The following is a 26462-nucleotide window of genomic DNA, read 5'->3' as shown; positions in this document are numbered from 1 at the left end:
CGGGTGTTTTGATCCTCAACGGGTTTGCAGCTTTTGTATCAATAAACACAAAAATCGTATCAAATATCCTCTTCCTCCAGGTGCTGCCCGGTGGCAATTTTATCCAGCGCGGCATAAAATTCCGCGCCGTACTTGCGGGTGATAGCTTCCTCCAGGAAGCGGTACACCGGTACCTGCAGCTGGTTGCCCAGTTTACAGGCAGGTTTGCAAATGCTCCACTTGTCGTAATTCACCGCTTCAAAGCTCTCGTATTTGGTGACGCGGATGGGGTAGAGGTGGCAGGAGATAGGTTTTTTATAATCTATCACCCCGTCTTTATACGCCTTTTCAATACCGCAGCCCACAACCCCGTTGTCATCTATGGTAGCATAGGCGCAAATGGCGCCGTTTACAATGGGCGTTACATGCCCATGCTCATCGTCCCAGGTGTGGAAGCCTGTCTGTTCTATTTCGGCAATACCGGCTTCGCGCAGGTATGGCTTTATTTTCGGGTAAATTTTCTTCAGGATGGGCAGCTCTGCTTCCTCCAGCGGTGCGCCGCAGTCTCCGGCCACGCAGCAGGCCCCTTTGCAGGCGGTAAGGTTGCATACAAAGTTTTTCTCTACCACTTCGTCACTGATATATTTATCATCGATCACTATCATCTTGCTCTCAATTAGCCTTCCATTGCAGGGTTTTGACCAGGTGCCACATGTCTTCCTCCAGGAAGCGGTGCAGCGGCGCCAGGGAGTCTGCATTGGGCGGTGCGTAAAAATACAAAGCTCCGCGCAAAAAATGGCGTCCTGAATCTGTGGCGTAAAACTGCTTGGCCGAGGCTGCATTGCCGCCCACCTCGTAAAACAGCCCGTGTACCCGGTGATGGGTGTGAATATCCTGTTCCTCTATGGATTCTGCCTTGTAGGTGTGCTTATAGGTGAGCTTGAAGGCGTCGTTTATAAGTTTGTCAAGGCTGTTGCGGGCGCCTATTTCCTTGTAGCTCAGGTAAATTTTTCCGTTGAAGGAGGGGAAGTCAATGTTGATCCACCAGGGATTTTCGGCTTTTTCGTCAAAAAAAAGCGTGTCTTTCACGATGCCGGCGTAAACAGGGTACTCAAAAGTGTAGGGGTAGCCCGGTTCATTGAAGGTCTGGTACTTCTTTTCCGGCAGGTCTATCCTGAAATAGCCCCTGGGCTTGGGGGTGGAACCCTGCTGTGCGCAGGCTGCCAGTAGCAGGGGCAGCGCCGCTACTAAAAAAATTACTGCTCTCATTCCGTTTCTACGCCAGATTTAATGGTCACCTGCACCTTCTGGATGCGCATTTTGGTGACCTCCAGTATGGTAAAATCAAAGTTCCCGTAGGTGATAACGCTGTTCTCTTCCGGGAATTTACCGGAGAGCTCCAGTATCAGCCCGCCAATGGAATCGCTTTCGCCCTTAACGGCCTCAAAGGTATCCGGGGCAATGTTGAGGATGCGGCAAACATCGTTCAGCATGGTTTTGCCTTCAAATACGTAGGTATGGTCATTTACCTTGTTGTAGTTGAACTCTTCTTCGTCAAACTCGTCTTTGATATCGCCTATCACCTCTTCCATGATATCTTCCAGGGTAACAATACCGGAGGTGCCGCCAAACTCGTCTACCACCACGGCAAAGTGCATGTGCCGCGTCTGGAACTCGTTAAGCAGGTCTTCTATCAGCTTGTGCTCGTGCACAAAAAAGGGCTGGCGCAGTACTTCGTGCCAGTCAAAGGCATCGCCCTTGCCCAGGTGCTGCAGCAGGTCTTTGGTGTGCACCACGCCTACAATAGTATCCAGGTTGTTTTTATACACGGGCAGGCGGGAGTAATGCAGCTCCGCTACCTGTTTTACTACTTCGCTGAAGGGGGCATCATACTCCAGGCCGTTCACGTCAAGCCGGGTGCGCATGATCTGTTTCACGGCAATATTGCCGAATTTGAGGATGCCGCGTACAATGTTCTTCTCTTCCTGGGAAGCGCCGGGCTCCACGCTCATTTCAATCACCTCATCTATTTCCTGGTAATTGATGGGCCGGGTGTTGCGGTGAAAAAGACGGGCCTCCACGCTTTCGCTCAGGTTCACAAAAAAGTTGCTCACAGGTTCCAGGGTAGCGTGAATAATGTGCACAAACCAGGCAAAGTAGGTGGCAAAGCGCAGGTTGTTCTGTGTAGCCCATACCCTGGGGAGTATCTGTCCGAAGAACAGCAGTACAAAGGTGATGATGGCAATGCGCACCACAAAGGAAACCAGCGCCAGGTGCTGGAGGCTTTCCACCTGGTATATGAGGTAATTGGTGATGAAAATGAAGGCGATATTGAACAGGATGTTGGCGATCTGCAGGGATGCCAGCAGGGATTTGGGGTTTTCCAGCAGCCGCGTGATCATTTTACCCGCATTGTTCTGCCGGGTTTTCAGCACGTTGAGGTCTTTGTAGTTCAGGGAAAAAAAAGCCACTTCCGCCCCGGAAACAATGAAGGTCAGCAGCAGGAGGAAGAAGATAACGAGCAGAAACACCACAATATTCGGCGACGGAGACGCCAGCTCTTGCAACAAAACACTCTTGAACGGTAAAATACCAGCCGATAGGTGAACCAAGATATTTAAGCTTTGGTCAAAAATAATGGGAAAGAAATTCAGTTCGCTGATTGAATCGCTTTCCCGCATGCAAATATAAAGAATGTACCGTTACGGGCGGATATTCTTGTAAAACCTGTGACCTTCAACGGTTGCTAAAAGGGAAGATCGTCCGCCGGCTCGCTCATGGGCGGTATTTCCATACCGGGGTAGCCTTCGCCATGGCTTTGGCCGGCGTGCCCGCCGGAAGTACCGGAGGCATGGTGATGGTGAGGTACGGGGTGGTCCCCGTTGTTCACGTCCATCCGTTTGTCCAGCATTACCAGGTTATCTCCTACCACCTCAGTAGCAAATTTTTTATTGCCTTCCTTGTCTTCCCAGCTACGGGTACGCAGGCGCCCTTCTATATATACCAGGCTGCCTTTGTGGAGGTATTTTTGAGCCAGCTCAGCCAACCCTCTCCAGAGGACTACGGTATGCCATTCTGTTTGGGAAATAAGCTTGCCGGCGCGGTCTTTAAAAGTTTCGGTAGTAGCCAGGGAGAATTTGGCCACTGCAATATTGCCTTCCAGGAATTGAACATCGGGGTCTCTGCCAAGATTGCCAATCAGGATTACTTTATTAACACCTCTCATAATTGTAGGTTTTAATCTGTCCTATTATAATATAGTTCTGCTCACGGTCAACCTTACTAAAGTTAATGTTTTTTTCCAATCAACACATCAAATTTTTAGCCATGTTCCGCGTGGCGTCAACGTTGCAGGTAATCCACGATGATCTTGGGGAAGGCGTAATTCTTCAGTTGCGCTTCCGTTACCTGCAGGTAGCCTTCCGGCGTTTTGAACCCCGCCGGAACAGATAGCTGGAGAAAGCGGGCGTGGATGGTCTGGTGTGTAAGCTGCTGCTTTATTTCCACAGCCGGCGCGGCAATTTTATACGCATGCCGGCCCATGAGGCGTTGAAAGAGAGGAGATTGCAGTACCGTTTCATCCGCAGCGGGGGCGGGCGTTTCAATCAGCACAAACTCGTGCAGGTTTTCCCAGATGTCTTTTTCCGTGCGTTTGCGGATAAAGAGCTGGCCGTTCCTGCGCAACAGCAGGTAGTTGAAATAACGTTTCCGGATCACCAGCTTTTTGGATTTCACCGGTACCAGGTCTGTGAGCCCTTTGAGGAACGCCTCACAACGGGCGGCCAGCGGGCAGCTCTGGCAGAGGGGCTGCTGGGGCTTGCATACTACTGCGCCAAAGTCCATAATGGCCTGGTTGTACGTGCCCGGCTGCTGGAGGTGCAGCACTTCGCCGGCCAGCTGCGTGAACAGTTTTTTGCCGGCGGTGGTATCTGTGGGCGTATCTATGCCGAAATACCTGGCCAGCACGCGGTATACGTTGCCGTCCAGCACCGCATGCGGCAGGTTGAAGGCAAAAGAAGCGATAGCGGCGGCGGTATAGGCGCCCACACCTTTGAGTGCGGCAATACCCTCATATGTTTGCGGGAACCGGCCTTTATGCGCGCCCGCAATGGTGCGGGCTGCCGCCAGCATGTTTTTGCAGCGGGCGTAGTAGCCGAGGCCCTGCCATAGGCGGAACACTTCTTCGTCTGCGGCGGCGGCCAGGTGGCTCACCGTGGGGTAGGCGGCTATAAAACGTTCGTAATAGGGCCAGCCCTGCTCTACGCGTGTTTGCTGTAAGATTATTTCAGACAGCCAGATGCGATAGGGGTCTTTTTCTCCCTTCCAGGGCATGGTCCGGCTGTTTTTGACCCGGTTCCAGGTCATAATACAGTCAGTAAAAAAATTCCTAGTATCGGTCATTTGCCTAAAATAATTTATATATGTCGATGTTTTTCTATATATTCGTGTCCCGGAAGTCTTGATTCACGCTGAATTGCAGCAATTTAGGCTTTGACGGGAGCACAAATAAACGTATTTTTAGAATGCGCTATCTATAACAAAAAATATTAAATTTTATTTGCTTGAAAATTCAGCAATTAAATTTTTTTTAATAACTTTGAAAACAAGTAATCCTCCGCTTCATTATGAGAAAAGCTGATTTGATTAACAACATTGCTGAAAAAACCGGCATCCCCAAAGTAGATGTGTTAGTAACACTCGAAGCCATGTTCAAGGAAGTTAAGGAGGCGTTAGCAAATGGCGAACATATCTACATCCGCGGGTTTGGCAGTTTTATCACCAAGAAACGTGCTGCCAAAATAGGCCGTAACATCAAGAAGAATGTTGCTGTGGAAATCCCAGAGCACTACATTCCTGCGTTTAAGCCATCTAAAGAGTTCGTTGCAGAAGTAAAGAAGCTTAAAAGTTCTTAGATTTGCATCCTAATATAATTTAGGGTGCAAAGAAATCAACTACTCGTTATTGGCCTGGCTGTCGTTGTAGCAACGGCACTGTTCGCATTTGGCCGCATTACGCCAAAGGTGCATGGGCATGAGCATGCCGCTGCGCCGGGAGGGGCTATGCCCCAGGGCCAGGGCGCTGTAGCGGCCAATTTTTCTGACCTTTTGAAGAAAGCGAAGGAGAAAGTTCCTGCAGACAAGCTGGTGGAGATCACCAGTCTTGAAAATACCGTTGTACGCGGTGATGTAAAAAGCCAGCAGATTGCTGCCTATCAGCAGTTATATACCATCTGGGACGGGCTGAACGAACTTCCCATAGCCGCCCATTACGCCGCTGAATCCGCCAAGTTGGAAAATTCCGGAAAAAGCCTCACCTTTGCAGCCAATTTATTTTTAGAGCATCTCTCGCATACGCAAGACGCGGGCGTTAGGGTGTGGCAGGCCAACACGGCCCTGGAATTGCTGGATAAGGCTATCGCGCTTGAACCAAACAATGACACGCTGAAGATAAAGAAAGGGGCCTTGCTGGTCAGCAATACCGGTGAGCCTATGAAAGGTATCGGCATCCTGCGGGAAGTGGCCGAAAGGAACCCTGACTTCCTGGACGCACAGCTCACGCTGGCCAATTTCAGCATCACCTCCGGCCAGTATGACAAGGCCATTGAGCGTATGGAAAGTGTGTTGGAACGCCACCCGGAAGAGCCCAAAGCGCTGTTCCTGCTGGCAGTGGCCCACCAGAGCAAGGGCAACAACGCCAAAGCAGTTGAGCTGCTCAGGCAGTGCCGGAAACTGATCAAGGATCCGTCACTGGCCGCCGAAATAGACGGATATATTAAAAGCATTCAGTAAGCTCCGGCCTGCTGTCAAATAAAATTATAAACATTAAAAAAAATACAAGCGTATGCCTTGCGGAAAGAAAAGAAAAAGACATAAGATCGCAACCCACAAACGGAAAAAAAGACTGAGAAAGAACCGTCATAAGAAAGGCAAGAAATAATCCTCCTGTTTCCCCGCCATTTATACTGCACAGGTATAAGTAGCCGGAGGCGGACTCGATAAATTTTTTATAGCAATCCTGCATGATTTTAGCTTTAATTGTTAAATTGCTAAGGTCATGCAGGTTGTTTCGTAGATCGGCCTAAAGAATCCGGACTTCACCCTGTATATATCACTAAACCCTTTGCAATCCTCTCTCGTGTGAAACGCCGGTTCCCAGACCGGTATCATTTGGGCATGCTGTACTTTTGCCTGTAGAAAAAGGACGGCATAAAAGTGAAGTATTTATGGATAAAATTTTGACGCTTGAATAAGGAATTGATTATAAATGCCGCACCCTCCGGTGTTGAAATTGCATTGCTGGAAGATAAGAAGTTAGTCGAGCTGCACCACGAAAGCGGTAACCCTAACTTTGCAGTGGGAGACCTTTATTTGGGCAAAGTGAAGAAACTCATCCCCGGCCTTAACGCCGCCTTTGTGGACGTAGGCTTCGAGAAAGACGCCTTTCTGCACTATACAGACCTCAGCCCCTACATCCGCTCCATTCTTAAATTTACCCAACAGGCTATCAGCGATAAATCGGAAACGTTCGATTTCGCCAAGTTCAAGAACGAACCGGAGATCATTAAAACCGGCAAGATCACAGAAGTGCTGGGCGGCAAGCCCAATATACTGGTGCAGATCCTGAAGGAACCTATTTCCTCCAAAGGCCCCCGCCTGAGCTGCGAAATATCCCTCCCGGGCCGCTTCATTGTGATCACCCCGTTCAACAACATTGTAGCCGTTTCCAAAAAGATCCATTCTTCAGAGGAAAGAAAAAGGCTGCAAAAGATAGTGGAGGCCATCAAACCTCACAACTTCGGCGTAATTGTGAGAACAGCGGCGGAAGGGAAAAAAACGGCGGAGCTGCATGAAGACCTCACCACCCTCGTGAACACCTGGAAAACCATCCAGGAGAACCTGCGCAGCGGCCAGGCCCCCCAGAAGATACTGAGTGAACAGACCAAAACCACCAGCATACTGAGGGACCTGCTCAACGAGAGCTTCAACCGCATCGTGATCAACGATAAAAATATTTATACGGACACCAAAACGTATATCCAGAAAATAGCGCCGGAAAAGCAGGACATTGTGACCTACTACCACAACGGCGCTCCCATTTTCGATCACTTTGGCGTTACCCGCCAGGTAAAGGCTTCTTTCGGTAAAACCGTGAACCTTGACAGCGGGGTGTATCTCATTATTGAAGCTACGGAAGCCCTGCACGTTATAGACGTGAACAGCGGCTACAAAAGCTCCAGCAACAACCAGGAGCAGAACGCCCTGGCCTCCAACCTCGAAGCGGCGGCAGAAATAGCGCGCCAGCTGCGTCTGCGCGACCTGGGGGGCATCATCATCATCGATTTTATTGATATGAAGCTGCCTGAGAACAAAAAAACCGTGTACGAAGCCATGGAGAAATTCATGGTGCAGGACCGGGCCAAACATACCATACTGCCCATCTCCAAGTTTGGCCTGATGCAGATCACGCGGCAGCGTGTGAAACCGGAGATCACCATTTCCGTGGCTGAAGATTGTCCCGCCTGCAAGGGCACCGGCAAAATCGGCGCTTCCATGCTCATTGTGGAAGACATTGAAAAAAATCTCCAGTACCTGCTCAACCACCAGCACAAAGGCCTCACCATCCGCGTACACCCCATTCTCTACGCGTACCTCACCAAAGGCTGGCTCCGGTCAAGGCAGTGGAAGTGGTACTTCACCTACAAAAAGTGGATCAAACTCAAGGGAGACTCCAACTACCACCTCACAGAATACCGCTTTTTTGATGCCAACGATGAAGAAATTAAACTCTAAAAAACCACACCACCGATATTTGAAGGGAACAGCGGCCGCTGTTCCCTTTTTCATTCCTGCACAATTGTTGCGTACTTTTGTTGCAACATACTCATCATAAAATTGTTATACCTCTGTTATGATCAAAAGAACCTACCAGACGCTATTGCTTGTTGTATTGCTGGCCGCCTGCCGGCAGGGCGGGAAAAAGCCCGTATCTGACGCTGTTAACCGCGATACCACCCACTACGCCAAACAGGAATATATTGCCCAAACGCTTGACAGCAACCAGGTAGGCGCCTTCCTGGCCGGACATGCGGAATTTGCGCCGTATGGGGAGCTGATCCGCGAATTTTATCAAAAGCGCGGCTACCACTATGCCTGGATAGATGAGCATGGCGTAACGGAGCAGGCAGGCGGGTTCCTGAACATGATGCGCAGTGATGAGGAAAGCGGTATCACCAAAGAAGGCTCGCTTGACAAAAGCAGGGCACAGGCCCTGTATGATTCCCTGGCCACGCAGGGAGACAGCCTCAACCGCAACGATACCATTGTGCCCATCACAGAGCTGACGCTTACCGGGCAGTTTTTCGTATATGCTAACAAGGTATGGGGCGGTATGACCAGCGATTCGGCAAAAGACCTGGAGTGGTTCATTCCCCGTAAAAAAATAGATGTGGAAAGCGTGCTCAACGCTGTTATTGCCAATCCTAAAAAAGGCATCTCGGAAGATGAGCCCGTAAACCGCCAGTACAAGCTGCTGCGTGATGAGCTGCAGAAAATGGCTGTGACCGTCAAAGAGCATCCCGCCTGGGATTCCCTGCGTATGGAAGATAAGAAGAAAACCTACCAGAAAGGAGATTCCTCTGCCGTGATAGCCGGTGTAAAAAAGCGCCTGCAACTGCTGGGAGACATGCCTGACAAGGATTCTTCCACGCAATACACCCCCGCGCTTGACTCCGCGCTGCGAAGCTACCAGGCCCGCATGGGCCACAAGCCAGACGGGGTGATACGCCCCCAGACGCTGGCCGCCCTTAACCGCCCGCTTCAGCACTACATGCACCAGCTGCTGCTGAACATGGAACGCCTGCGCTGGGTGCCGGTGGAGGTATCTACAGACTATATACTGGTAAACATCCCGGAATTCAGGATGCATGCCTATGAAGAAGGCAAGCTGGCCTGGAGCTGCAACGTGGTGGTAGGCACCCCCGGCGCCAGCACGGTTATTTTCAGCAGGGATATGAAATATGTGGTGTTCAGCCCTTACTGGAACGTACCGCCCGGCATCCTTGGCAATGAAGTGATACCCGGCATCAAACGCAGCGGCGCTTCATACCTGGCGCGGCATAATATGGAAGTGGTAGGGGCCAGCGGAAAGGCCATCTCTCCCGGTTCCATTAACTGGAGCAAGTACACAGGCCGCAACTTCCCGTACATCGTGCGCCAGAAGCCCGGCGGTTCCAACTCCCTGGGCCGCGTGAAATTCCTGTTCCCGAACGAGTACAATATTTACCTGCACGATACGCCTTCCAAAGGCCTCTTCAATGAAACCCGCCGCTCTTTCAGCCACGGCTGTATCCGGGTGTCTGAGCCCAAACGCCTGGCGCAGTGGGTGCTCCGGAAAGACTCTGCCTGGACGGAGGCCAAAATAGACGCCGCCATGAACGCGGGGAAAGAAAAATATGTAACGCTGAAAAACAAGCTGCCTGTGTTCATCGGCTACTTTACCGCCTGGGTGAACAGCGAAGGCAAGCTCAACTTCCGGGATGATGTGTACGGGCACGATGCCAAGCTTTCCAAACTGTTATTTGGCAAATAACACCGGGCGTTTAACGGCGCTGCCGGGTGTAATGCTGCGGAGCATGAAATAACCCGCGGCCAGCGCCAGCGTGCAGCCCAGCACCAGGCCGGAGTAGGTGTAAGGGTCTGTAATGGCAAACTGCAGAGAGCCGCCGCTCAGTGCAATAACGGCCGTGGCGGTATTATGTATCAGGTGTATGAGAAAGCAGCTGCAAAGGTCGCGGAGGCGGAGGTAAAAGAAACCGGCCAGCAGGCCCAGCAGCAGCGCGCCGGGCATCTGTGCAGGGTCAGGGTGGGCCAGCATGAACAGCAGCGAGCTTTGCAGCAGGGCCACTCCGCCCGGGTATTTCTGCATGAGCGCTTCCATCACGATGCCGCGGAAAAGCAGCTCCTCCATAAACGCGCTCAGCATTACAGACACAATGATTGCGTAGAAGGAGCCGGTGTGGATGGATGTGAAAGACAGTTCCGGCCAGGCAGGCAGGGGCAGGAGATAGGCCAGCGCGTCTTTGACCACTACCAGCGCCAGCGCCATGGAAAACGCCAGCAGAAAGGTTTCCAGGGAAATGTTGATTTTGGGCACCAGCCTGAAATTGTCCTTCAGCCGCACCAGCACGTACACGATCATGACTACGCCTGATGCCAGGAAAACGCTCAGGAGCAGGGAAGGATGTTGTAACAGGTCATTGCCGGCCAGCAGCCAGGCAAGGGCAAAGCCAAGGATCCAGCAGCCATACAGCATGAGCTGCATTTTCCAGGCGCCATTGAGAGAAAGACCATTCAGGGTTTTGACATACATAATCGTGAAGATGATGTTTGCGATATGGAGCTTTGGTTGAACTGACTACTAAATATAAGCATTTTGTATATGCGGCGCAATATTATCCTGGATTGACGGAGCGCTGTTAAAACCTTATTTTTGCCACATATGGAAAAACAGATCATTAATACCACCAATGCGCCTGAACCCATAGGCCCGTACAACCAGGCCGTAAAGGCCGGCAGCATGCTGTTCATTTCAGGGCAAATAGCCCTGAACGCTGAAACAGGCAAGCTGGAGCAGGATGACGTAATTGTGGAAACGCACCGCGTTATGCAAAACCTCCGCAACATTCTGACGGAGGCGGGCATGGATTTTTCCGACGTGGTGAAAAGCACCATTTTCATAACGGACATGAATGATTTCTCGCAGATCAACGAGGTGTACGGCAAGTATTTTTCCGGGTATTTCCCAGCCCGCGAAACCGTGCAGGTGGCCGGTTTGCCGCGCGGCGTGAATGTGGAGATATCTATGATCGCCATCAAATAACTTATGGAAATACTGGTAACGGGCCATCCGCAACGCTGGGAAGAACTGCGCAATAGCCGCAGTTTTGACGGGCATGCAGTACACTGGGAACAGGAGCTGCAGCCCCAACGTTCGCCGGCAGACCTGGTCATAGATCTCAGCCTGGACGAGCAGCCGGAGAACCTGATGCTGTATGCCATGAAACCGGAAGTGCCCGTGCTGGCCTGCCTGGTCAAAACCGCGCCCGCCGCCTGGGCCCATTATCCCCACATTTACGGCTGCAACCTGTTGCCCGGCTTTATCAGCATGCCGCGGCTGGAAATAGCCCACGCCGCCCCCGGCAAGCAGCTGGAAAACATCATGCAGGAGCTGGGCTGGGAGTACGATGTAATACAACCTGCCACCGGCATGGTAACACCACGGGTGGTGTGCATGATCATCAACGAAGCATACTTTACCGCGGAAGAGGGCACCGCATCCCGTGAAGATATTGATACCTCCATGAAGCTGGGCACCAACTACCCTTACGGCCCTTTTGAATGGAGTGAAAAGATAGGTCTCCGCAACGTATACGAAGTGCTGCAGGCCGTAGCCAGGGAAAACGGCAACGAGCGTTATGGCATCAGCCCGCTGCTGCAGCAGGAGTATGAAGCGCAATTATAAAAACCGCATACATTGGCACTGATATTACATATAGACACAGCTACCGCTATTGGCTCCGTATCTCTTTCACAAAACGGCAAAGCGCTGGAAACATTGCAGAATAATGAGCAGCGTGACCATGCCGCCACCATCACTCTTTTTATTCAGCAATTATTGCGTAATCATGGCTTGCATCACGAGCAGCTGGATGCCGTGGCGGTGAGCGCCGGCCCTGGCTCTTACACAGGCCTGCGGGTAGGCGTGGCCACCGCCAAAGGCCTTTGTTACACCTGGCAAAAGCCCCTGCTGGCCGTTTCAACCCTGCAGATGATGGCTGCCGGCATGCAGCAGTTGCGCCCGGCAGAAGAGGTGTATTATGTGCCCATGATAGACGCCCGGCGAATGGAGGTGTTTACCGCCGCGTATAACACCAGGCTGGAGGCCATAGTTGAGCCACAGGCTATGGTACTGCAACCCGGTTTGTTTGCCGGCCTGATGGCGGAAAAAAACACCCTCTTCTTTGGTGACGGGGCCCCGAAATGGCAGGGATTGTTAGGAGAGCATACCAATTCAGAATTTCCATCATACCAGATCTCTGCCGAACACATGATCCCACTTGCCGAAAAAGCCTTTGCTGATAAGGATTTCAAGGATGTTGCCTACTTCTCGCCTTATTACCTCAAAGCCTTTTTCCACCCCGGAAAGCCCTAACATCCTTTATTTTTTTAGCAGATTTTTAGCATTTCCCTGCATCATATTACGCATCAAAACGCGTTATAATCTGAGACGGCTGATCAAGACAGTAAAAAGCCTGCCGGAGTGTCATGAAATTGTCAAATTACGGGAAAATGCGGGATATTCCGGTTTATATATTAAAAAAGAAGGTATAGAAATTTTTTTTATTGTGACAGATATTATAATTTTGTGTAATCAATATCCGTGATTGTTGTCTAATAATCGCGTTTTACTGTCCGTTGATCCCTGTCATTTCGTTTATTTTTAAAACTATTTTGCGATGGAAAAACAATTATTAACCACCTCTTCTAATACTCTTATTATTTCTAGAGGTAACAATGAAAAAGATCAGATCAAATTGGATTACATTGCCGTTAAGAAGGCAGCGATGGTGTTGAGAGCTATCAACCACAAGTTGCGCCAGCAGATGATCAAGCTGCTGGAAGACCATAAGCGCATGACCGTAACGGAAATTTATGTCAAATTGCGTCTGGAACAATCAGTAGCATCCCAGCACCTGGCCATCCTCAGAAGGGCCGGCATCGTAATCACCGAGCGGGACGGTAAATTCATCCATTATACCATCAACAAGCAGCGTATTGCAGAAGTAGCAAAATTCGTCGAAGAGCTGGTGGGATAAAGGGTAATTTATCTCCAAATCTTTTTCAAATCCGAGGCACTGCATGTGCCTGCACCATACTGACAACCGCCTTCAATTGAAGGCGGTTTTTTTTGCCCCTTGACCGGGTTTTGACCCTGTTTACACCCTGTTCTCACCCTGCCTTGACCCTGTTTACAGAGTTGTAAGCAGGGTCAAAACAGGGTCAAGGCAGGGTGAAACCAGGGCGGGTTGGTAACAACGGCCGTTTTTACCCCCTCCTGACAACCGCTAGCGGTCACTTCTCAACTTCTTCGTATTTTTGTCTGAAATCAAAAACCATATGTTCATTAAGCAGTTGTATACGGGATGCTTATCGGAAGCCGCATATTTCATAGAATCTGAAGGTGTGGCCGCAGTAATAGACCCTCTGCGCGATATTGAACCCTACCTGGAGCTTGCCAGGGAACGGAATGCCACCATTAAATACATTTTCGAGACCCATTTTCATGCAGACTTTGTTTCCGGCCACCTGGACCTTGCCGCGGCTACAAAAGCGCCTATTGTGTACGGGCCTGAAACCAGCACCGCTTTCCCTGTGCATATTGCAAAAGACGGGGAAGACTTCCAGATCGGTAAGCTGACCCTGCGTGCATTGCATACGCCGGGCCATACGCTGGAATCCACCTGTTACCTCCTGTTTGATGAAAACAAACGGCAGCATGCCATTTTCACGGGAGACACGCTGTTTGTAGGAGATGTGGGCCGCCCTGACCTTTTCAGCGGCAACCTCGGCAAAGAAGAGCTGGCAGGCCTCCTGTTCGACTCTTTGCAGGAAAAAATAAAAACACTGCCTGACAATGTGATCGTATACCCTGCCCACGGCCCCGGTTCTGCCTGCGGCAAAAATCTTGGGCCTAACACTTTCAGCACCATTGGTGAGGAAAAAAGCACCAACTATGCGCTGCAGGCGGAAAATAAAGAAGAGTTCATCAGCCAGGTAACCGAAGGCCTCAGCGCGCCCCCGCAATATTTTCCCATTAACGCGCAGATCAACAAGGAAGGTTACGACGCCATGCAAACCGTTATGGCCAGAAGCCTGAAGCCCTTGTCTATAGCCGGGTTCAAGGAAAAAGTAAAAGAAGGCGCCATGATACTGGACACCCGCAACGCCAACACCTTCACGGAAGGTTTTGTGCCCGGTTCCATGAGCATTGGCCTGGAAGGCCGTTTTGCAGAATGGGCCGGCAGCCTGCTTAATTTTGACAGGCCGCTGGTGCTGGTAACTGCGGAAGGGCAGGAGGAGGAAACTATTGTGAGGCTGGCCCGCGTAGGGTTTGATAAAGTGGAAGGGTACCTGCAGGGTGGTTTTGAAGGCTGGAAAAAGGCCGGTGAAAAAATAGACATGATCATTTCCGTAGACCCTGACGAGCTGGCCATGGACATCCCGCATGATGAAAACCTGGTGATAGTGGACGTGCGCAAACCGGCGGAATATGCAGACGGGCATGTGAAAAACGCCATCAACCTGAGCCTGGGAGACCTTACGGACCGCGCCGGCGTGCTGTCTGACTTTGATGATCATCATAACCTGTACGTGCATTGCCAGGGCGGTTACCGCAGCGTAATTGCCTGCTCTGTCATGAAGCAGGAAGGCATTCACAACCTCCGGAATATTAATGGCGGGTTCAACAAAATGAAAGACCAGGAAGGAATTGAAGTGGTGAAAGAAAAGAATGTGCTGAATTAACATTGCAGAAATAGAACTATCGGGGACCGCCGGAGGCATGCTTCCGGCGGTTTTGTTTTCTCACATCGTACCCCCCTTCCCGTTATAGCTGTCCCTCTAAAAAAGTGTGTTTAAACACAATTCTCCTCTTGAACACCGCCTGCGTTCCCCAACGCTATATCTTCAATACAGATATATCTTGTGCATTATACACATATGTTTTTTTGAAACTATTGAAGTGCCGTATCTGGTTGCGTAACAATTATTTAAACAAAAAAATTATTGCTATTTCCCCCGGAATTGGCTAAATTCCTATAAAATTTTAATCGTATGAAACAGCGTCAATCCTTTTTACTCGCCTGTCTCGCTATGATGATGGGTGTTCTATTGTATGCTTGTAAACCAAGCGATGCCAAACTCCAGAAAGAGGTGAACGACAAGCTGGCGACCGCCGCACCGGGGGTCATTGCTGAAGTAAAGGGCGGCGTAGCCACGTTGAGCGGGGAAGTGATGGATGAGGCTGCCAAAACCGGAGCTGAAGACGCGGCCAAAGGCGTGAAAGGCATCAAGTCCGTAACCAACAATGTAATGGTAACCCCTCCGCCGCCGCCGCCCGCACCCGTAGTGATCAATCCTGATGACCAGGTGCGCAACAGCGTAGACTCTTCCCTCAAGGCTGCAGGCATTTCAGGCGTAACCGCCACCGTAGCCAATGGCGAAGTGACCCTTACCGGCACTATCAAAAAAGCAGACCTGAGAAAAGTAATGCAGGCAGCTAACGAATCAAAGCCGAAGAAGGTGGTGAACAAACTGACCCTTCAATAGCCCCGGCTTTTCATTCCACACTATTAACCTTAAAAAAGTAAAATCATGGCATTACAAGATAAATACGCAGAACTCGTTAACCAGGCTAATAGCGCCGGTGTTACCGGTTTGCAGGTGGCGGAACAGAACGGTGTACTGTATGTAACCGGCACGGCCCCCTCCAGCGCGGTAAAAGACCAGCTCTGGAGCACATATGAAAAGCTGGACCCTGAAATGCGCGCCGGTGACCTGGTGTTGAATATTTCAGTGGCCGAAGGCGCTGAGCAGGAGTATGAGGTAAAAGCAGGAGACAACCTGAGCAAAATAGCTAAAAACTATCCTGGCCTTACCTGGCAGAAGATCTATGAAGCCAATAAAGACCAGATCAAGAATCCAGACATCATTCATCCCGGGCAGAAGCTGAAGATACCTTCTGCTTGAAACCCGCGGCTGGTATAAGCACCAAGGGCGTACCGATCTGGTACGCCCTTGGTGTTTTTATGAAACTTCTTCCTCTCCCGGCCTCAGATCATCCTCCTGCGGATGATATTCATGTTTCCACCGCCGGTGGCTCCACACCCAGGTTTCAGGCTGCTCCAGGATACGTTTTTCGAGGTATTGTACAAACGCTTCAGTGATCCTGCCTTCGGGCTCGCGGCGGGGCTCTTCAAAGGCCAGGGTGAGCGTTGCCTTGTAATACCCGCGTTTTACTTTTTTGATATGGGCAAATACCACGGGAATATTGAAGCGGCGGGCGTTCATTTCGGGGCCCTTGTAAAAGGCGGTCATCCGGTTCAGGAAAGGGAACCAGTAGCTGCGGCGCGGGTTGCCGGGGTTCTGGTCTGCCACCAACGCCAGCAGGTACTGCTTTCCTACCCATGGCGCCATACCATTGCGCATATCGTTGGCGGGTATGAGTTTGGTGCCGAACTTCTCGCGGAAGTGAATGAACATGCGGTTCACGGCCTTGTTGGTGATGGGCATAAACACCACCAGGAAGGGGTAGGGTACGCCCTGCATGCAGAAAAGGTTGGCCCATTCCCAGTTGAAGTTGTGGCCCAGGTGCAGCTGGCAGCTTTTGCCCTGTGCGTAGAGCTGGTGCAGCACAGACAGGTCGCAGTCAAAGCGCTTCACCAGGCTGCGGCGGCTCATGGTCAGCAGCTTGATGGTTTCTACCATCATATCCGTCAGGTTGCGGTAGAACTTTTTGGCCAGTTGCCTGATCTCCGCCTCCGGCTTGCCGGGGAAGGCCTGCCGCAGGTTGTCCAGCACCACCTTGCGGCGGTAGCCCAGCACGTTGTACACCAGGAAGCAGAGCCCGTCACTGATGAGGTAGAGCAGCCACAGGGGGAGTATGGAAATGCCGTAACAGAATGCCAGAATAATGTAATACATGTACCACGCGCGCTTTTGACCGTTACAGGATGATGTTCTGAACCAGTTCTGATTTGTATGGATAATCCGTATTGTAATGCAGGCCCCTGCTTTCCTTGCGGAACGTGGCGCCTTTTACTACCAGGTAACCGGCGGTAATGAGGTTGCGCAGCTCGCACAGCTGGGGAGAAACGGCGGTTTCCCGGTAAAGGGCCTCTGTTTCCAGGTGCAGGATGTCAAGCCGGCGCATGGCCCTTTCCAGCCTTGTATTGGTGCGTACAATGCCCACATAGTCACTCATGATCTGCTTCAGCTCCTTGAGGCTTTGCGTAATAAGGATCATTTCCTTGGGGGCTGTGGTACCCAGCGTATCCCAGTCAGGAATGCTGGTTTTGAAGCTGGTATTCTCTATCACCTTCACGGCATCCAGGTAGCAGCGGTGGGCAAACACCATGGCTTCCAGCAGGGAGTTGGAGGCCAGGCGGTTGGCGCCGTGCAGGCCTGTGCTGGCGCATTCTCCCGCCGCGTACAGGTTGCGGATGGAAGTGCGGCCCCATTCGTCCGTTTTAATGCCGCCGCAGCTGTAGTGCGCCGCCGGGGCTACGGGTATCATATCTTTTGTAACATCTATGCCCAGCGAGCGGCATTTTTCGTAGATGTTGGGGAAGTGATGAATGAACTTTTCGAGGTCCATATGCCGGCAGTCCAGGTACACATGCTCCGTACCGGTAATTTTCATTTCGCTGTCTATGGCGCGGGCCACAATATCACGCGGGGCCAGGGAGAGGCGTTCGTCATACCGGTGCATGAAGTCTTCCCCGTTCTTGTTGCGGAGAATGCCCCCGTCTCCACGCACCGCTTCGGTGATCAGGAAGGAAGGGCTTTCTCCCGGCTGGTACAGGGCGGTGGGGTGGAACTGGATGAACTCCATGTTCTCGATGCGGCCCTTGGCGCGGTACACCATGGCCACCCCGTCTCCCGTGGCTATCACCGGGTTGGTGGTGGTACGGTATACCTGCCCGTTGCCGCCGGTGGCCAGCAGGGTAACGCGGGAGAGTATCTTTTCAATTTTATTGGTTTTGAGGTTAAGCACGTAGATGCCATAACACTCAATGTCCAGCGTGGATTTGGTAACCAGGTAGCCCAGGTGGTGCTGGGTGATCAGGTCTATTACAAAGCAGTGGGTAACCAGCTCTATATTGCTTTTCCGGCGGATGGCCTCCAGCAGGGCGCGTTCAATTTCCCGGCCGGTTACGTCTTTGTGGTGTATCACCCTGAACTCGGAGTGGCCGCCTTCCCTGCCCAGCGCAAAATCGCCATCCGGCGCCTTGTCAAAGTTGGCGCCCCAGGAAATAAGTTCACTGACCCTTTCAGGCCCTTCCTTGACCACTATCTCCACTATTTTTTCATTGCAGAGGCCGTCTCCGGAAATGAGCGTGTCTTCAATATGCTTTTCAAAGCTGTCGTTTTCCAGGTCATTCACCACGGCAACGCCGCCCTGCGCATATTTGGTATTTGTTTCGTCTTCGCGTGTTTTAGTGATAATGGTCACCTTTTTATCCGGGCATTGCTCCGCCACTTTTAATGCATAAGTGAGCCCTGCAATCCCTGATCCTACTACCAGGAAATCTGTTTGATGCATAGAACATCAAAATTAGTCAATTATGGCTTATTTCGCCCGCCTCTTTATACGCGCCGCCCGCTTTTCATATGCCGGGCGCTGCCTTCCACTATCATCCACTGGGCGAGGCCGTAGGTGAGCATTACCAGCATGCCGCTGCCGGCAAAGGCAGTATGGAATTTTTCTATGGCCAGCAGGGAATCTGACAGTACAAACAACCCGGCGCCGGCCACGCAAAGCCGGCCCGTTACGCCCTTTTGCCAGCCAAAGGCCCGCAGGGCGGAGAGCAGCATGAGGGAGATCACTACGGCGTATACCATTACCGCAGGCTTCAACGCCCCCAGGTGCGGCGCCAGGAAGCTGACTAACAGCACGGCATATACGGCCACGCCGGCGGCGGTAACTATTTCCGGCAGGCCCATATGCGGCCGGGGCCTTGCCTGCAGGAAAAAGGCGGTGTACAGCAAGTGGGCCGTGAGGAAGCTGAGGAGGCCGGGCACAAAGTTTTCAGGGAAAAGCAGCAATACGTCCCCGCCCCAGGAAAAAATAATGGCGGCAAAAATGAGGTTCCTGGCACGAAGGTGTAAGCCGCCCGTGCGGGCCCAGCAAAAGAAGCCCAGCATTATCATAAGCAAGGGTTTGGTGGCAAAGCGGGCGTAGGGAACGTCTGCAGCTATTACAGCCAGATCTGCCAGCAGCACCAGGAAGTACAGCACTGCCCAGTATTTTGGTTGCATATCGCGGAATTGTTTCAGCAACTTACTCCCATTTTAGCTGGTAAGCAATACGTAAAAAGTTGTACCCTTTTCGGGCGTGCTCACCAGCTTGAGCTGCCCGCCGTGCATCTGGATGATCTGCTGGGAAAGGCTCAGCCCGATGCCGGAACCTTTCTTCTTGGTGGTAAAAAAGGGGATGAATATTCTTTCCTGCGCTTCCGGCTCAATGCCGGGGCCGTTGTCTGTAATTTCTATAATGATCTGCTGTGCGTTGCCCATGGAGCCTTTTACCTGTATGCGCGGCCGCTCGGTGTGCTCCAGCGCGTCCATGGCATTTTTGATGAGGTTGATCAGCACCATCTCCAGCTGTGTTTCATCTGCATGTACGGCTATGTTGTCTGGAGAAACGTGGGCCGTGTAGGTGATGCCGGCGGCCCGCATGTCTGACTGCAGCAGGTTGCTGACGGAATTGATCAGCTGTTTGAGGTTGAGGTTGGTGAATTGCGGTTTGGGCAATGTGGTATAGTCACGGTAGGCATTCACAAAGTTCATGATGCCCTTGCTGCGGCTCTCAATGGTTTCCAGCGCTTCTTTCAGGTCTCCCACCGCTTCAGACTGTTCACTGGTGGGCGCCATGTCATGCTCCACAATATCCTGCATGGTGCCTATCAGGCTCACAATGGGCGTCACGGAGTTCATGATCTCGTGCCGCAGTATTTTGGTGAGGTTTTGCCAGGCTTCCAGCTCTTTTTGCTGCAGCTCCGCATGGATGTTCTGCAGGGAAATAAGCTTGATGAGCCTGCCCTGTAAACGCACGGTGGTGGCCTGTATGGAGAGCTGCTGCCCGTTCTGCGTGGCGTAGAGCGATTTGCTGCCTGCAGGCAGCTGCAGCAGGGTTTGCGCCAGGTCAGGGTGCGCATGCTTCAGCTCGTCAAGGTAGCGCAGCCTGTAAATGCCCATCAGGCGGAAGGCAGCAGGGTTGATCAGCTCAATTTTCCCGTCTGCGTCAAAAGATAATACGCCAATGGTGATATGCTGAATAATGGTGTCGATGTATTTGAGGTTGGCCTCCCTTTCCGCCCGTGTTTGGCGGAAGGCCTCCAGCACTTCATTAAACTGGTGGTTGAGCGCGCTGAAGCTCTTTCCCAGCTTGTTGTCTGCACTGAAACGGATTGAGAAGTCTTCATACCGGATGGCCTCCAGGAACAGGGTAAGCTTGCGGTTCACCCGGTTCAGGTAATAGTAGAGGCCCACCACTTGTACTATTATGAAAGGCACCATCAGCAGTATTACCAGCTGGTACCCGTTCCACCACAGCCAGCAGCCGGCCATAATGGTGGCAATCAGCACCACTATGCGCAGTAGAATGTTAAGGCTGAAGCGGTTCATGTCTTAGAGATTGTATTTTTCCATGCGGCGGTAGAGCGCAGCACGGCTCAGGCCCAGTTCCCTGGCCGCATCTGTAATGTTGCCGTTGCATTTTTTAAGCGCCTGCGCTATCATGTTCCGTTCCATGTCTTCCAGGTTAAAGCCGGTGTCCATCTGTTCTGTGGCGTTATTGGTTTTTACGAACACGTCTTTGGGCATCAGCGTTTTGCCCTGACAGAGTATTACTGCGCGCTCAATGGCATGCTGCAGCTCGCGGATGTTGCCGGGCCACTCATATTTCTCCAGCTGGGTAATGAGGCTTTCGTGGAGGAAGGCCACGGGGCGGTTGTATTTTTTGCGGTACATGCCCAGGAAGTATTCTGCCAGGGGCACAATGTCTTCCACGCGGTTGCGCAGGGGCGGCAATTGTATCTCTATGGTGTTGATGCGGTACAGCAGGTCTTGACGGAAGAGCTGCTGGGCCGCCATTTGCTGGATGTTGCGGTTGGTGGCGCAAATGAGGCGCACATCTACCGGCACGGCCTTGTTGGAGCCCACGCGGGTAACGGAGCGGTTTTGCAGTACGGTGAGGAGCTTGGCCTGGAAGGGGATGGAAATATTGCCGATCTCGTCCAGGAAAATGCTGCCCCCGTTGGCCTCTTCAAAGCGGCCGGCACGGTCGTCACGCGCATCGGTAAATGCGCCTTTTACATGGCCGAACAGTTCGCTTTCAAAGAGGGTTTCGCTGAGTGCGCCCAGGTCTACGCTCACAAATGGTTTGTCTTTCCGCTGGCTGAGGGCGTGTATATGGTGGGCCAGCAGGTCTTTGCCGGTACCGTTCTCTCCCAGTATGAGTATGTTGGCGTCCGTTCCGGCCACGCGAGATACGGTTTCCATCACCTCCTGCATGGCAGGGCTGTCTCCTATGAGCACATTATCTGTATGCAGGGTGGCGCCGCCGGCTTTTTTCTCCTGTTTGGCCTGGTGGGTTTGCACGGCGGTTTGCATGGTGGCCAGCAGCTTGTCGTTTTCCCAGGGCTTCAGCACAAAGTCTACCGCACCGGCCTTGATAGCCCGCACGGCCATTTCCACATCGCCATAGGCGGTAAACAATACCACGGTGGCTTTGGGGTTAATGTCCAGGATGCGGTCAAGCCACTCAAAGCCCTCCTTCCCGCTGCTGAGGTCGCGGGTGAAGTTCATGTCAAGCAGAATAACGTCATAGTCAAAATTGCTGACCAGGTAAGGGATCTTTTGCGGGTTCTTTTCAAAGTCTACCTGGGCAAAGTGCCGTTTCAACAACAGGCGTGCCGCCCTTAATACGTCCACATCATCATCAACGATCAGGATTTTTCCTTGCTGTGTACTCATCGGTATTTTAATTTCCTTGTGTTAGCCAATACGCAAAACCTGTTCCGTTCTGCCCTGCCATTTTAACTGCCGGGGTGGGAAAAAACGGCCAAAACGGCCCCGGAAGCAATATTAAAGAAAGATTTTTTTCGTTGCGCGGTTATTTTAGCGGGTGTCCGCCACCTGCCTGCCGTGTCCGGAAACGGACACCGCCTGTCCGCTTTGGAACAGGGCCGCAGGTGACCATGCTCCCCAAACGAGCCATGGTGAATGATTTGGCGCTTTGGCACGGCTTGGCACATGGATTGGTTAATCTCAGGCAGCAATTAAGATCATGGACAGACAACTCAAAAAGAAATATTGGACCAAACAACGCATTTTTCTCGTTGGCGGAGGGGGTATACTGGTACTGCTCATCCTGTGGAGCTTCATTTTTGCGGACAAAAGGAGCAAACTGAATGTAGAAAAAGACAAGATCACGATCTCTACGGTAACGCAGGGGTCTTTTGACGAATATATTGTAGTAACGGCGGTGGTGCACCCGCTGAAGACCATCCGGCTGGATGCCATTGAAGGCGGCTATGTGGCCAACAAGTTCCTGGAAGGCGGCAGCATGGTAAAACAGGGCGATTCCATTCTCCGGCTGGAGAACCAGCGCCTGATGATGGACTTTGTGAACCGCGAAACGGAAATGTACCGCCTCATCAACGAGCTGCAGAATACGCGGTTGCGGTTGCGGCAAGACCGGTTTGCGCTGGAAAAGACCCTGAGCGACCTGGATTACCAGGTAGACCAGGCCAAAGACATTTACGAACGTAATGCAAAGCTGTTCAAAGACAAGGTGGTAGCCGAACAGGAGTACCTGAAAACCAAGCGTGACTATGAGAAGCTGGTGCGGCAGCGGGAAATAGAAGTAAAATCGCAGGCCTACCAGATAGACAATTCCCAGACGCAGATCTCCCAGCTGGAGGGCACCATTGCCAGAACGCAGCGCAACCTGGCCCTGATGAAAGAAAACCTCAACAACCTGGTGGTGCGCGCCCCGGTAGACGGGCAGCTGTCTTCCATCAATGTAGAAGTGGGCACCAGCATTTCCGCCGGCCAGAACATTGGCCAGATAGATGACCTTGACGGGTTCAAGATGCGGGCGGAAGTAGACGAGCACTATATTTCAAGAGTGTTTGCAGGGCTGAAGGCCAACTTTGAGTTCAATGGCAAAAACAATGAAATGGTAATATCCAAAGTATACCCGGAGGTAAAGAACGGGCGCTTTGAAGTAGATATGAATTTTTCAGCCGCGGCACCTGAAGGGATCCGGCGCGGGCAATCCTCTCCTATCCGCCTAGAATTAGGGAAGTCTTCGTCAGCATTATTGCTGCCCGTGGGCGGGTTCTTTTCAGATACCGGCGGCAACTGGGTGTATGTTGTAGACAAGAGCGGTACAAGGGCCGTGAAACGCAACATTTCCCTGGGCCGCAAAAACCCTGTATATTTTGAAGTGCTGGAAGGCCTGCAGGCCGGCGAGCAGGTGATCACCTCACCCTATGAAAATTTCGGTAATAAGGAAGTACTGGAATTTTAACTAACAACCAATCCAATCACCAACAAACAAAAAGCACAATGATCAGAACAGTCAATTTACAGAAGCTTTTTACTACCGAAGAGGTGGAAACCACTGCGCTGAACGGTATTTATATGGAAGTGCAGGATGGCGAGTTTGTAGCCATCATGGGCCCCTCCGGCTGCGGCAAGTCTACCCTGCTTAACATCCTTGGCTTGCTTGACAATCCTTCAGACGGGGAGTACCACTTCTGGGGCCAGGAGGTAGCGCGTATGAGCGAGCGCCAGCGCGCCCAGCTGCGTAAAGGAGCTATTGGTTTTGTGTTCCAGAGCTTTAACCTCATTGACGAGCTGACCGTGTTCGAGAACGTGGAGCTGCCGCTGCTGTACCTGAAAGTGCCGGCCAGTGAAAGGAAAAAAAGAGTGGAAGAGGTGCTGGAGAGAATGAACATCATGCACCGCCGCAACCACTTCCCCCAGCAGCTTTCCGGCGGCCAGCAGCAACGTGTGGCCATTGCCCGCGCCGTTGTGGCCAAACCCAAGCTGATACTGGCGGACGAACCTACCGGTAACCTGGATTCTACCAATGGTGAAGAAGTGATGAAGCTGCTGCAGGAACTGAACGATGCCGGTACCACCCTCATCATGGTGACCCACTCTCCCTACGATGCCGGTTTTGCCCACCGCATCATTAACCTCTTTGACGGTAAAGTTGTAACAGAAAATATCAAGGAACAGTTTCACGTGTAAAACCCGGTCCTGCTTATGCTTCGTAACATCAAAATAGCCTGGAGAACGCTCAGACAACAGAAGCTGTATGCTGCTATCAATATTGGCGGGCTGGCCATTGGTCTGGCAGTTACCACCCTGCTGCTCATGTGGCGGCAGGATGAATTGAGCTATGACACTTTTCATCCCAACGCCGAAAATATTTACGAAGTTCACAGCACTTTCGAATCGGGCGGCGCCATGCAGTTCTGGCAAACCACCCAGGCCGCCGTGGCTCCGCACGCCCGCCGAGAGATACCGGCTATTCTGCATACCGTCCGTATCTCCACCAACTGGGATTTTTCCCGATACCAATACGGGGACAAGGTGTTTTATGAAAAAAAGACAGCCTATGCCGATCCTTCTCTCTTCACTATTTTTAATTTCCCGTTGCTGAAAGGTGACCGTAACAGGCCATTTACCGGCATCAATTCCATCGTTATTTCCGCATCCGTTGCCAAAAAATATTTCGGGAACGATGAGCCTGTCGGTAAAGTGCTCACGCTCGATAAAGAGCACCAGTTCACCGTTTCGGGTGTGATGCAGGACATGCCGGAAAATTCAAGCATCCGGTACGATATCATCTTTCCATTCGACCGGGTTGTTAAAAGATACCAGGCCAATGCCTACTGGAAGTCGGCCGACGACGACTGGGGCAGCTTTTACGTACGCACTTACCTGCAGCTGCAGCCGGGCACCAACCTGGCCGCCACTGAGAAGCAACTGAGTCAGATCTGGGTGACCAAAAGCCCCAACGAAGGCATTGAAAGAAGGGGGTACCTGCTGCAAGCGCTGCCCGATGTGCATTTTTATGAAGCAGACGGCAGGGAAGGGCTGATCAAAGTGATCCGCATATTTTTCCTGGTGGCCGTTGTGATATTACTGATCGCCTGCATCAACTACGTCAACCTTTCCACTGCCCGTGCCAGCCAGCGCGCGGTGGAGATCGGCGTGCGCAAGGTAGTGGGCGCCAACCGTCCGCAGCTGTTCCGCCAGTTCCTCAGCGAATCCATCCTGGTTTTCACCATTGCCCTGATATTGGCTTTAGGGCTGGTGTATATACTGCTGCCGCTCTACAACGATCTTACCGGCAAACAGATGACGCTGGACCTGCTCGATGGCCGTATGCTCGGCATCCTGGGCGCAGGCATGCTGTTCATGCTGCTGCTGGCCGGCATTTATCCCGCGCTGCTGCTTACCTCATTTAGTCCCCTGAAAGCGCTGAAAGGAAAAGTCAGCACCTCCGGCAGGTCCGGTTACTTCCGGAAATCGCTGGTGGTGGTGCAGTTCATGATCTCCGTGGTGCTGATAGGCAGCACACTGGTAATCGGCCTCCAGCTTCGCTACATCCACAATAAACCCCTCGGCTTCGACAAAAAGAATGTTTTCCTGTTCCAGCTCCGCAACATGCGTGAGCATGCGGCCGCAGTGAAGGAAGAGCTGAAAGGTATTCCGGGTGTTACCGCCGTTACGTTTGGTACTGCCAATGTAATATCGGTAGACAATGCCACCAGCGATACCGATTGGGAAGGCAAGGAAGCCGGTCAGAGCCTGAATGTGAATTCCATAGGCATAGACGCTGACTTTATACCCATCATGAAACTCACCCTGAAAGAAGGCCGTAATTTCCGGCCCGGCAAGGGAGATTCAGCGTCCTACATACTGAACGAAACAGCGGTGAAACTCACCGGGTTGAAAAACCCGGTCGGCAAATCGTTCAGACTGTATGACACCAAAGGCGTGATCGTTGGCGTGGTGAAAGATTTTCACAGCGGTTCTATGCACAATAAGATCAAACCGCTGGTCATGTATTCCTGGCCGGAAAGCCGCCAATTGTACATCAAAACAGATGGTGTGCGCACAGCTGATGTGGTAGACGCTATCAGCCGCGTGTGGGCCCGCTACAACCCTGATTACCCGTTTGAGCCGCTGTTCCTCGAAATGGGCTACAGCAAAATGTACGCCGGCGAAGCGCGCACCGGTAAACTCTTTATCAGCTTTGCAGGAGTAGCCGTTTTTCTCTCCTGCCTCGGCCTCTTCGGCCTGGCCACCTTCTCTATTTCACAACGCACAAAAGAAATAGGCATCCGCAAAGTGCTGGGCGCCTCCGTCACCAATATTGTACAACTCATTTCTATAGATTTTCTGAAGCTGGTGCTGATAGCCATACTCATTGCCACGCCCGTTGCCTGGTACGCCATGAGCCAGTGGCTGGACAACTTTGCCTACAGCATACCACTGCCGGTTTGGGCCTTTGCCGCAGCCGGTTTGCTGGCCATTCTGATAGCTGTGTTCACTGTCAGCTTCCAGTCTATAAAAGCTGCGCTGGTAAACCCCGTGCGCAGCCTAAAAACAGAGTAA

26 protein-coding genes are annotated in these 26462 nt (G+C 51.9%); 15 read left to right on the top strand and 11 right to left on the bottom strand.

The window, feature by feature from the left end; all coding sequences use genetic code 11:
* Nucleotides 1–59 precede the first annotated feature (59 nt).
* The 5 genes from ABDW36_RS02650 to mutY form a co-directional block, all read right to left on the bottom strand.
* Complete coding sequence (locus ABDW36_RS02650) at nucleotides 60–644, bottom strand: DUF3109 family protein (protein ID WP_343700329.1); 585 nt, start codon at nucleotides 642–644, stop codon at nucleotides 60–62.
* A gap of 7 nt (nucleotides 645–651) precedes the next feature.
* A complete protein-coding gene (gene gldD / locus ABDW36_RS02645) occupies nucleotides 652–1248 on the bottom strand; it encodes a gliding motility lipoprotein GldD (RefSeq protein ID WP_343700328.1) in 597 nt (198 codons plus the stop codon).
* The gene (gene gldE / locus ABDW36_RS02640) at nucleotides 1245–2549 is read right to left on the bottom strand and encodes a gliding motility-associated protein GldE (RefSeq protein WP_343700327.1); all 1305 of its coding nucleotides are present in this window, start codon (nucleotides 2547–2549) and stop codon (nucleotides 1245–1247) included. The genes gldD and gldE overlap by 4 nt, the downstream gene beginning before the upstream one ends.
* Before the next feature lie 176 nt (nucleotides 2550–2725).
* Nucleotides 2726–3205 carry a single-stranded DNA-binding protein gene (locus ABDW36_RS02635; protein ID WP_343700326.1) on the bottom strand — a complete coding sequence of 160 codons (480 nt, stop codon included), beginning with the start codon at nucleotides 3203–3205 and terminating at the stop codon, nucleotides 2726–2728.
* Nucleotides 3206–3321: 116 nt separating this feature from the next.
* The gene (gene mutY, locus ABDW36_RS02630; RefSeq protein ID WP_343700325.1) at nucleotides 3322–4380 is read right to left on the bottom strand and encodes an A/G-specific adenine glycosylase; all 1059 of its coding nucleotides are present in this window, start codon (nucleotides 4378–4380) and stop codon (nucleotides 3322–3324) included.
* A gap of 224 nt (nucleotides 4381–4604) precedes the next feature.
* On the opposite strand from mutY, the gene ABDW36_RS02625 reads away from it, so the two are divergent.
* The 5 genes from ABDW36_RS02625 (at nucleotide 4605) to ABDW36_RS02605 (ending at nucleotide 9567) form a co-directional block, all read left to right on the top strand.
* Nucleotides 4605–4892 carry an HU family DNA-binding protein gene (locus ABDW36_RS02625; RefSeq protein ID WP_029464490.1) on the top strand — a complete coding sequence of 96 codons (288 nt, stop codon included), beginning with the start codon at nucleotides 4605–4607 and terminating at the stop codon, nucleotides 4890–4892.
* A gap of 24 nt (nucleotides 4893–4916) precedes the next feature.
* The gene (locus ABDW36_RS02620; RefSeq protein WP_343700324.1) at nucleotides 4917–5768 is read left to right on the top strand and encodes a tetratricopeptide repeat protein; all 852 of its coding nucleotides are present in this window, start codon (nucleotides 4917–4919) and stop codon (nucleotides 5766–5768) included.
* Nucleotides 5769–5820: 52 nt separating this feature from the next.
* A complete protein-coding gene (locus ABDW36_RS02615) occupies nucleotides 5821–5916 on the top strand; it encodes an AURKAIP1/COX24 domain-containing protein (protein WP_224118025.1) in 96 nt (31 codons plus the stop codon).
* A 305-nt stretch (nucleotides 5917–6221) separates the two neighbouring features.
* Nucleotides 6222–7769 (top strand): Rne/Rng family ribonuclease, encoded by a 1548-nt coding sequence (locus ABDW36_RS02610; protein ID WP_343700323.1) that lies wholly within the window; start codon nucleotides 6222–6224, stop codon nucleotides 7767–7769.
* A 118-nt stretch (nucleotides 7770–7887) separates the two neighbouring features.
* A complete protein-coding gene (locus ABDW36_RS02605; protein ID WP_343700322.1) occupies nucleotides 7888–9567 on the top strand; it encodes a L,D-transpeptidase family protein in 1680 nt (559 codons plus the stop codon).
* On the opposite strand, the gene ABDW36_RS02600 is transcribed toward ABDW36_RS02605, so the two are convergent.
* A complete protein-coding gene (locus ABDW36_RS02600) occupies nucleotides 9553–10347 on the bottom strand; it encodes a CPBP family intramembrane glutamic endopeptidase (protein ID WP_343700321.1) in 795 nt (264 codons plus the stop codon). The genes ABDW36_RS02605 and ABDW36_RS02600 overlap by 15 nt on opposite strands.
* Nucleotides 10348–10476: 129 nt before the next feature.
* On the opposite strand from ABDW36_RS02600, the gene ABDW36_RS02595 reads away from it, so the two are divergent.
* From ABDW36_RS02595 to ABDW36_RS02565, 7 genes are all read left to right on the top strand, one after another.
* Complete coding sequence (locus tag ABDW36_RS02595) at nucleotides 10477–10857, top strand: RidA family protein (RefSeq protein ID WP_343700320.1); 381 nt, start codon at nucleotides 10477–10479, stop codon at nucleotides 10855–10857.
* A gap of 3 nt (nucleotides 10858–10860) precedes the next feature.
* Nucleotides 10861–11499 (top strand): 3-hydroxyacyl-CoA dehydrogenase family protein, encoded by a 639-nt coding sequence (locus ABDW36_RS02590; protein ID WP_343700319.1) that lies wholly within the window; start codon nucleotides 10861–10863, stop codon nucleotides 11497–11499.
* Nucleotides 11500–11511: 12 nt separating this feature from the next.
* Nucleotides 11512–12189: a tRNA (adenosine(37)-N6)-threonylcarbamoyltransferase complex dimerization subunit type 1 TsaB gene (tsaB, locus tag ABDW36_RS02585; RefSeq protein ID WP_343700318.1), complete on the top strand. Its 678-nt coding sequence runs from the start codon at nucleotides 11512–11514 to the stop codon at nucleotides 12187–12189.
* 304 nt (nucleotides 12190–12493) lie between these two features.
* The gene (locus tag ABDW36_RS02580; protein ID WP_074241384.1) at nucleotides 12494–12853 is read left to right on the top strand and encodes a metalloregulator ArsR/SmtB family transcription factor; all 360 of its coding nucleotides are present in this window, start codon (nucleotides 12494–12496) and stop codon (nucleotides 12851–12853) included.
* A gap of 301 nt (nucleotides 12854–13154) precedes the next feature.
* Nucleotides 13155–14561 carry a rhodanese-like domain-containing protein gene (locus tag ABDW36_RS02575; protein ID WP_343700317.1) on the top strand — a complete coding sequence of 469 codons (1407 nt, stop codon included), beginning with the start codon at nucleotides 13155–13157 and terminating at the stop codon, nucleotides 14559–14561.
* Nucleotides 14562–14870: 309 nt separating this feature from the next.
* On the top strand, nucleotides 14871–15365 hold the full coding sequence (locus ABDW36_RS02570; RefSeq protein WP_343700316.1) for a BON domain-containing protein: 495 nt from the start codon (nucleotides 14871–14873) through the stop codon (nucleotides 15363–15365).
* Nucleotides 15366–15410: 45 nt separating this feature from the next.
* Nucleotides 15411–15785 (top strand): LysM peptidoglycan-binding domain-containing protein, encoded by a 375-nt coding sequence (locus ABDW36_RS02565; protein ID WP_343700315.1) that lies wholly within the window; start codon nucleotides 15411–15413, stop codon nucleotides 15783–15785.
* Between the two features lie 57 nt (nucleotides 15786–15842).
* On the opposite strand, the gene ABDW36_RS02560 is transcribed toward ABDW36_RS02565, so the two are convergent.
* The 5 genes from ABDW36_RS02560 to ABDW36_RS02540 are packed head-to-tail and all read right to left on the bottom strand — an operon-like array spanning nucleotide 15843 to nucleotide 21794.
* Nucleotides 15843–16739 (bottom strand): lysophospholipid acyltransferase family protein, encoded by an 897-nt coding sequence (locus tag ABDW36_RS02560; protein ID WP_343700314.1) that lies wholly within the window; start codon nucleotides 16737–16739, stop codon nucleotides 15843–15845.
* 22 nt (nucleotides 16740–16761) lie between these two features.
* Nucleotides 16762–18360 carry an L-aspartate oxidase gene (gene nadB, locus ABDW36_RS02555; protein ID WP_343700313.1) on the bottom strand — a complete coding sequence of 533 codons (1599 nt, stop codon included), beginning with the start codon at nucleotides 18358–18360 and terminating at the stop codon, nucleotides 16762–16764.
* 44 nt (nucleotides 18361–18404) lie between these two features.
* The gene (locus ABDW36_RS02550; protein WP_343700312.1) at nucleotides 18405–19076 is read right to left on the bottom strand and encodes a lysoplasmalogenase; all 672 of its coding nucleotides are present in this window, start codon (nucleotides 19074–19076) and stop codon (nucleotides 18405–18407) included.
* A gap of 33 nt (nucleotides 19077–19109) precedes the next feature.
* Nucleotides 19110–20444, bottom strand: coding sequence for an ATP-binding protein (locus ABDW36_RS02545; protein ID WP_343700311.1), 1335 nt, complete (start codon nucleotides 20442–20444; stop codon nucleotides 19110–19112).
* Between the two features lie 3 nt (nucleotides 20445–20447).
* Nucleotides 20448–21794, bottom strand: coding sequence for a sigma-54 dependent transcriptional regulator (locus ABDW36_RS02540; protein ID WP_343700310.1), 1347 nt, complete (start codon nucleotides 21792–21794; stop codon nucleotides 20448–20450).
* 313 nt (nucleotides 21795–22107) lie between these two features.
* Between ABDW36_RS02540 and ABDW36_RS02535 the strand changes: the two genes are divergently transcribed.
* Genes ABDW36_RS02535 through ABDW36_RS02525 form a run of 3 tightly spaced genes read left to right on the top strand, consistent with a single transcriptional unit; the run spans nucleotide 22108 to nucleotide 26462 of the window.
* On the top strand, nucleotides 22108–23355 hold the full coding sequence (locus ABDW36_RS02535; protein WP_343700309.1) for an efflux RND transporter periplasmic adaptor subunit: 1248 nt from the start codon (nucleotides 22108–22110) through the stop codon (nucleotides 23353–23355).
* 38 nt (nucleotides 23356–23393) lie between these two features.
* Nucleotides 23394–24083, top strand: coding sequence for an ABC transporter ATP-binding protein (locus tag ABDW36_RS02530; protein WP_343700308.1), 690 nt, complete (start codon nucleotides 23394–23396; stop codon nucleotides 24081–24083).
* A gap of 15 nt (nucleotides 24084–24098) precedes the next feature.
* On the top strand, nucleotides 24099–26462 hold the full coding sequence (locus ABDW36_RS02525) for an ABC transporter permease (protein ID WP_343700307.1): 2364 nt from the start codon (nucleotides 24099–24101) through the stop codon (nucleotides 26460–26462).

It is taken from the genome of Chitinophaga sp. (genome assembly GCF_039596455.1).
Lineage (GTDB): Bacteria > Bacteroidota > Bacteroidia > Chitinophagales > Chitinophagaceae > Chitinophaga.
Note: the sequence above shows the minus strand (reverse complement) of the source record. Positions and strands in the feature narration are given on the sequence as shown.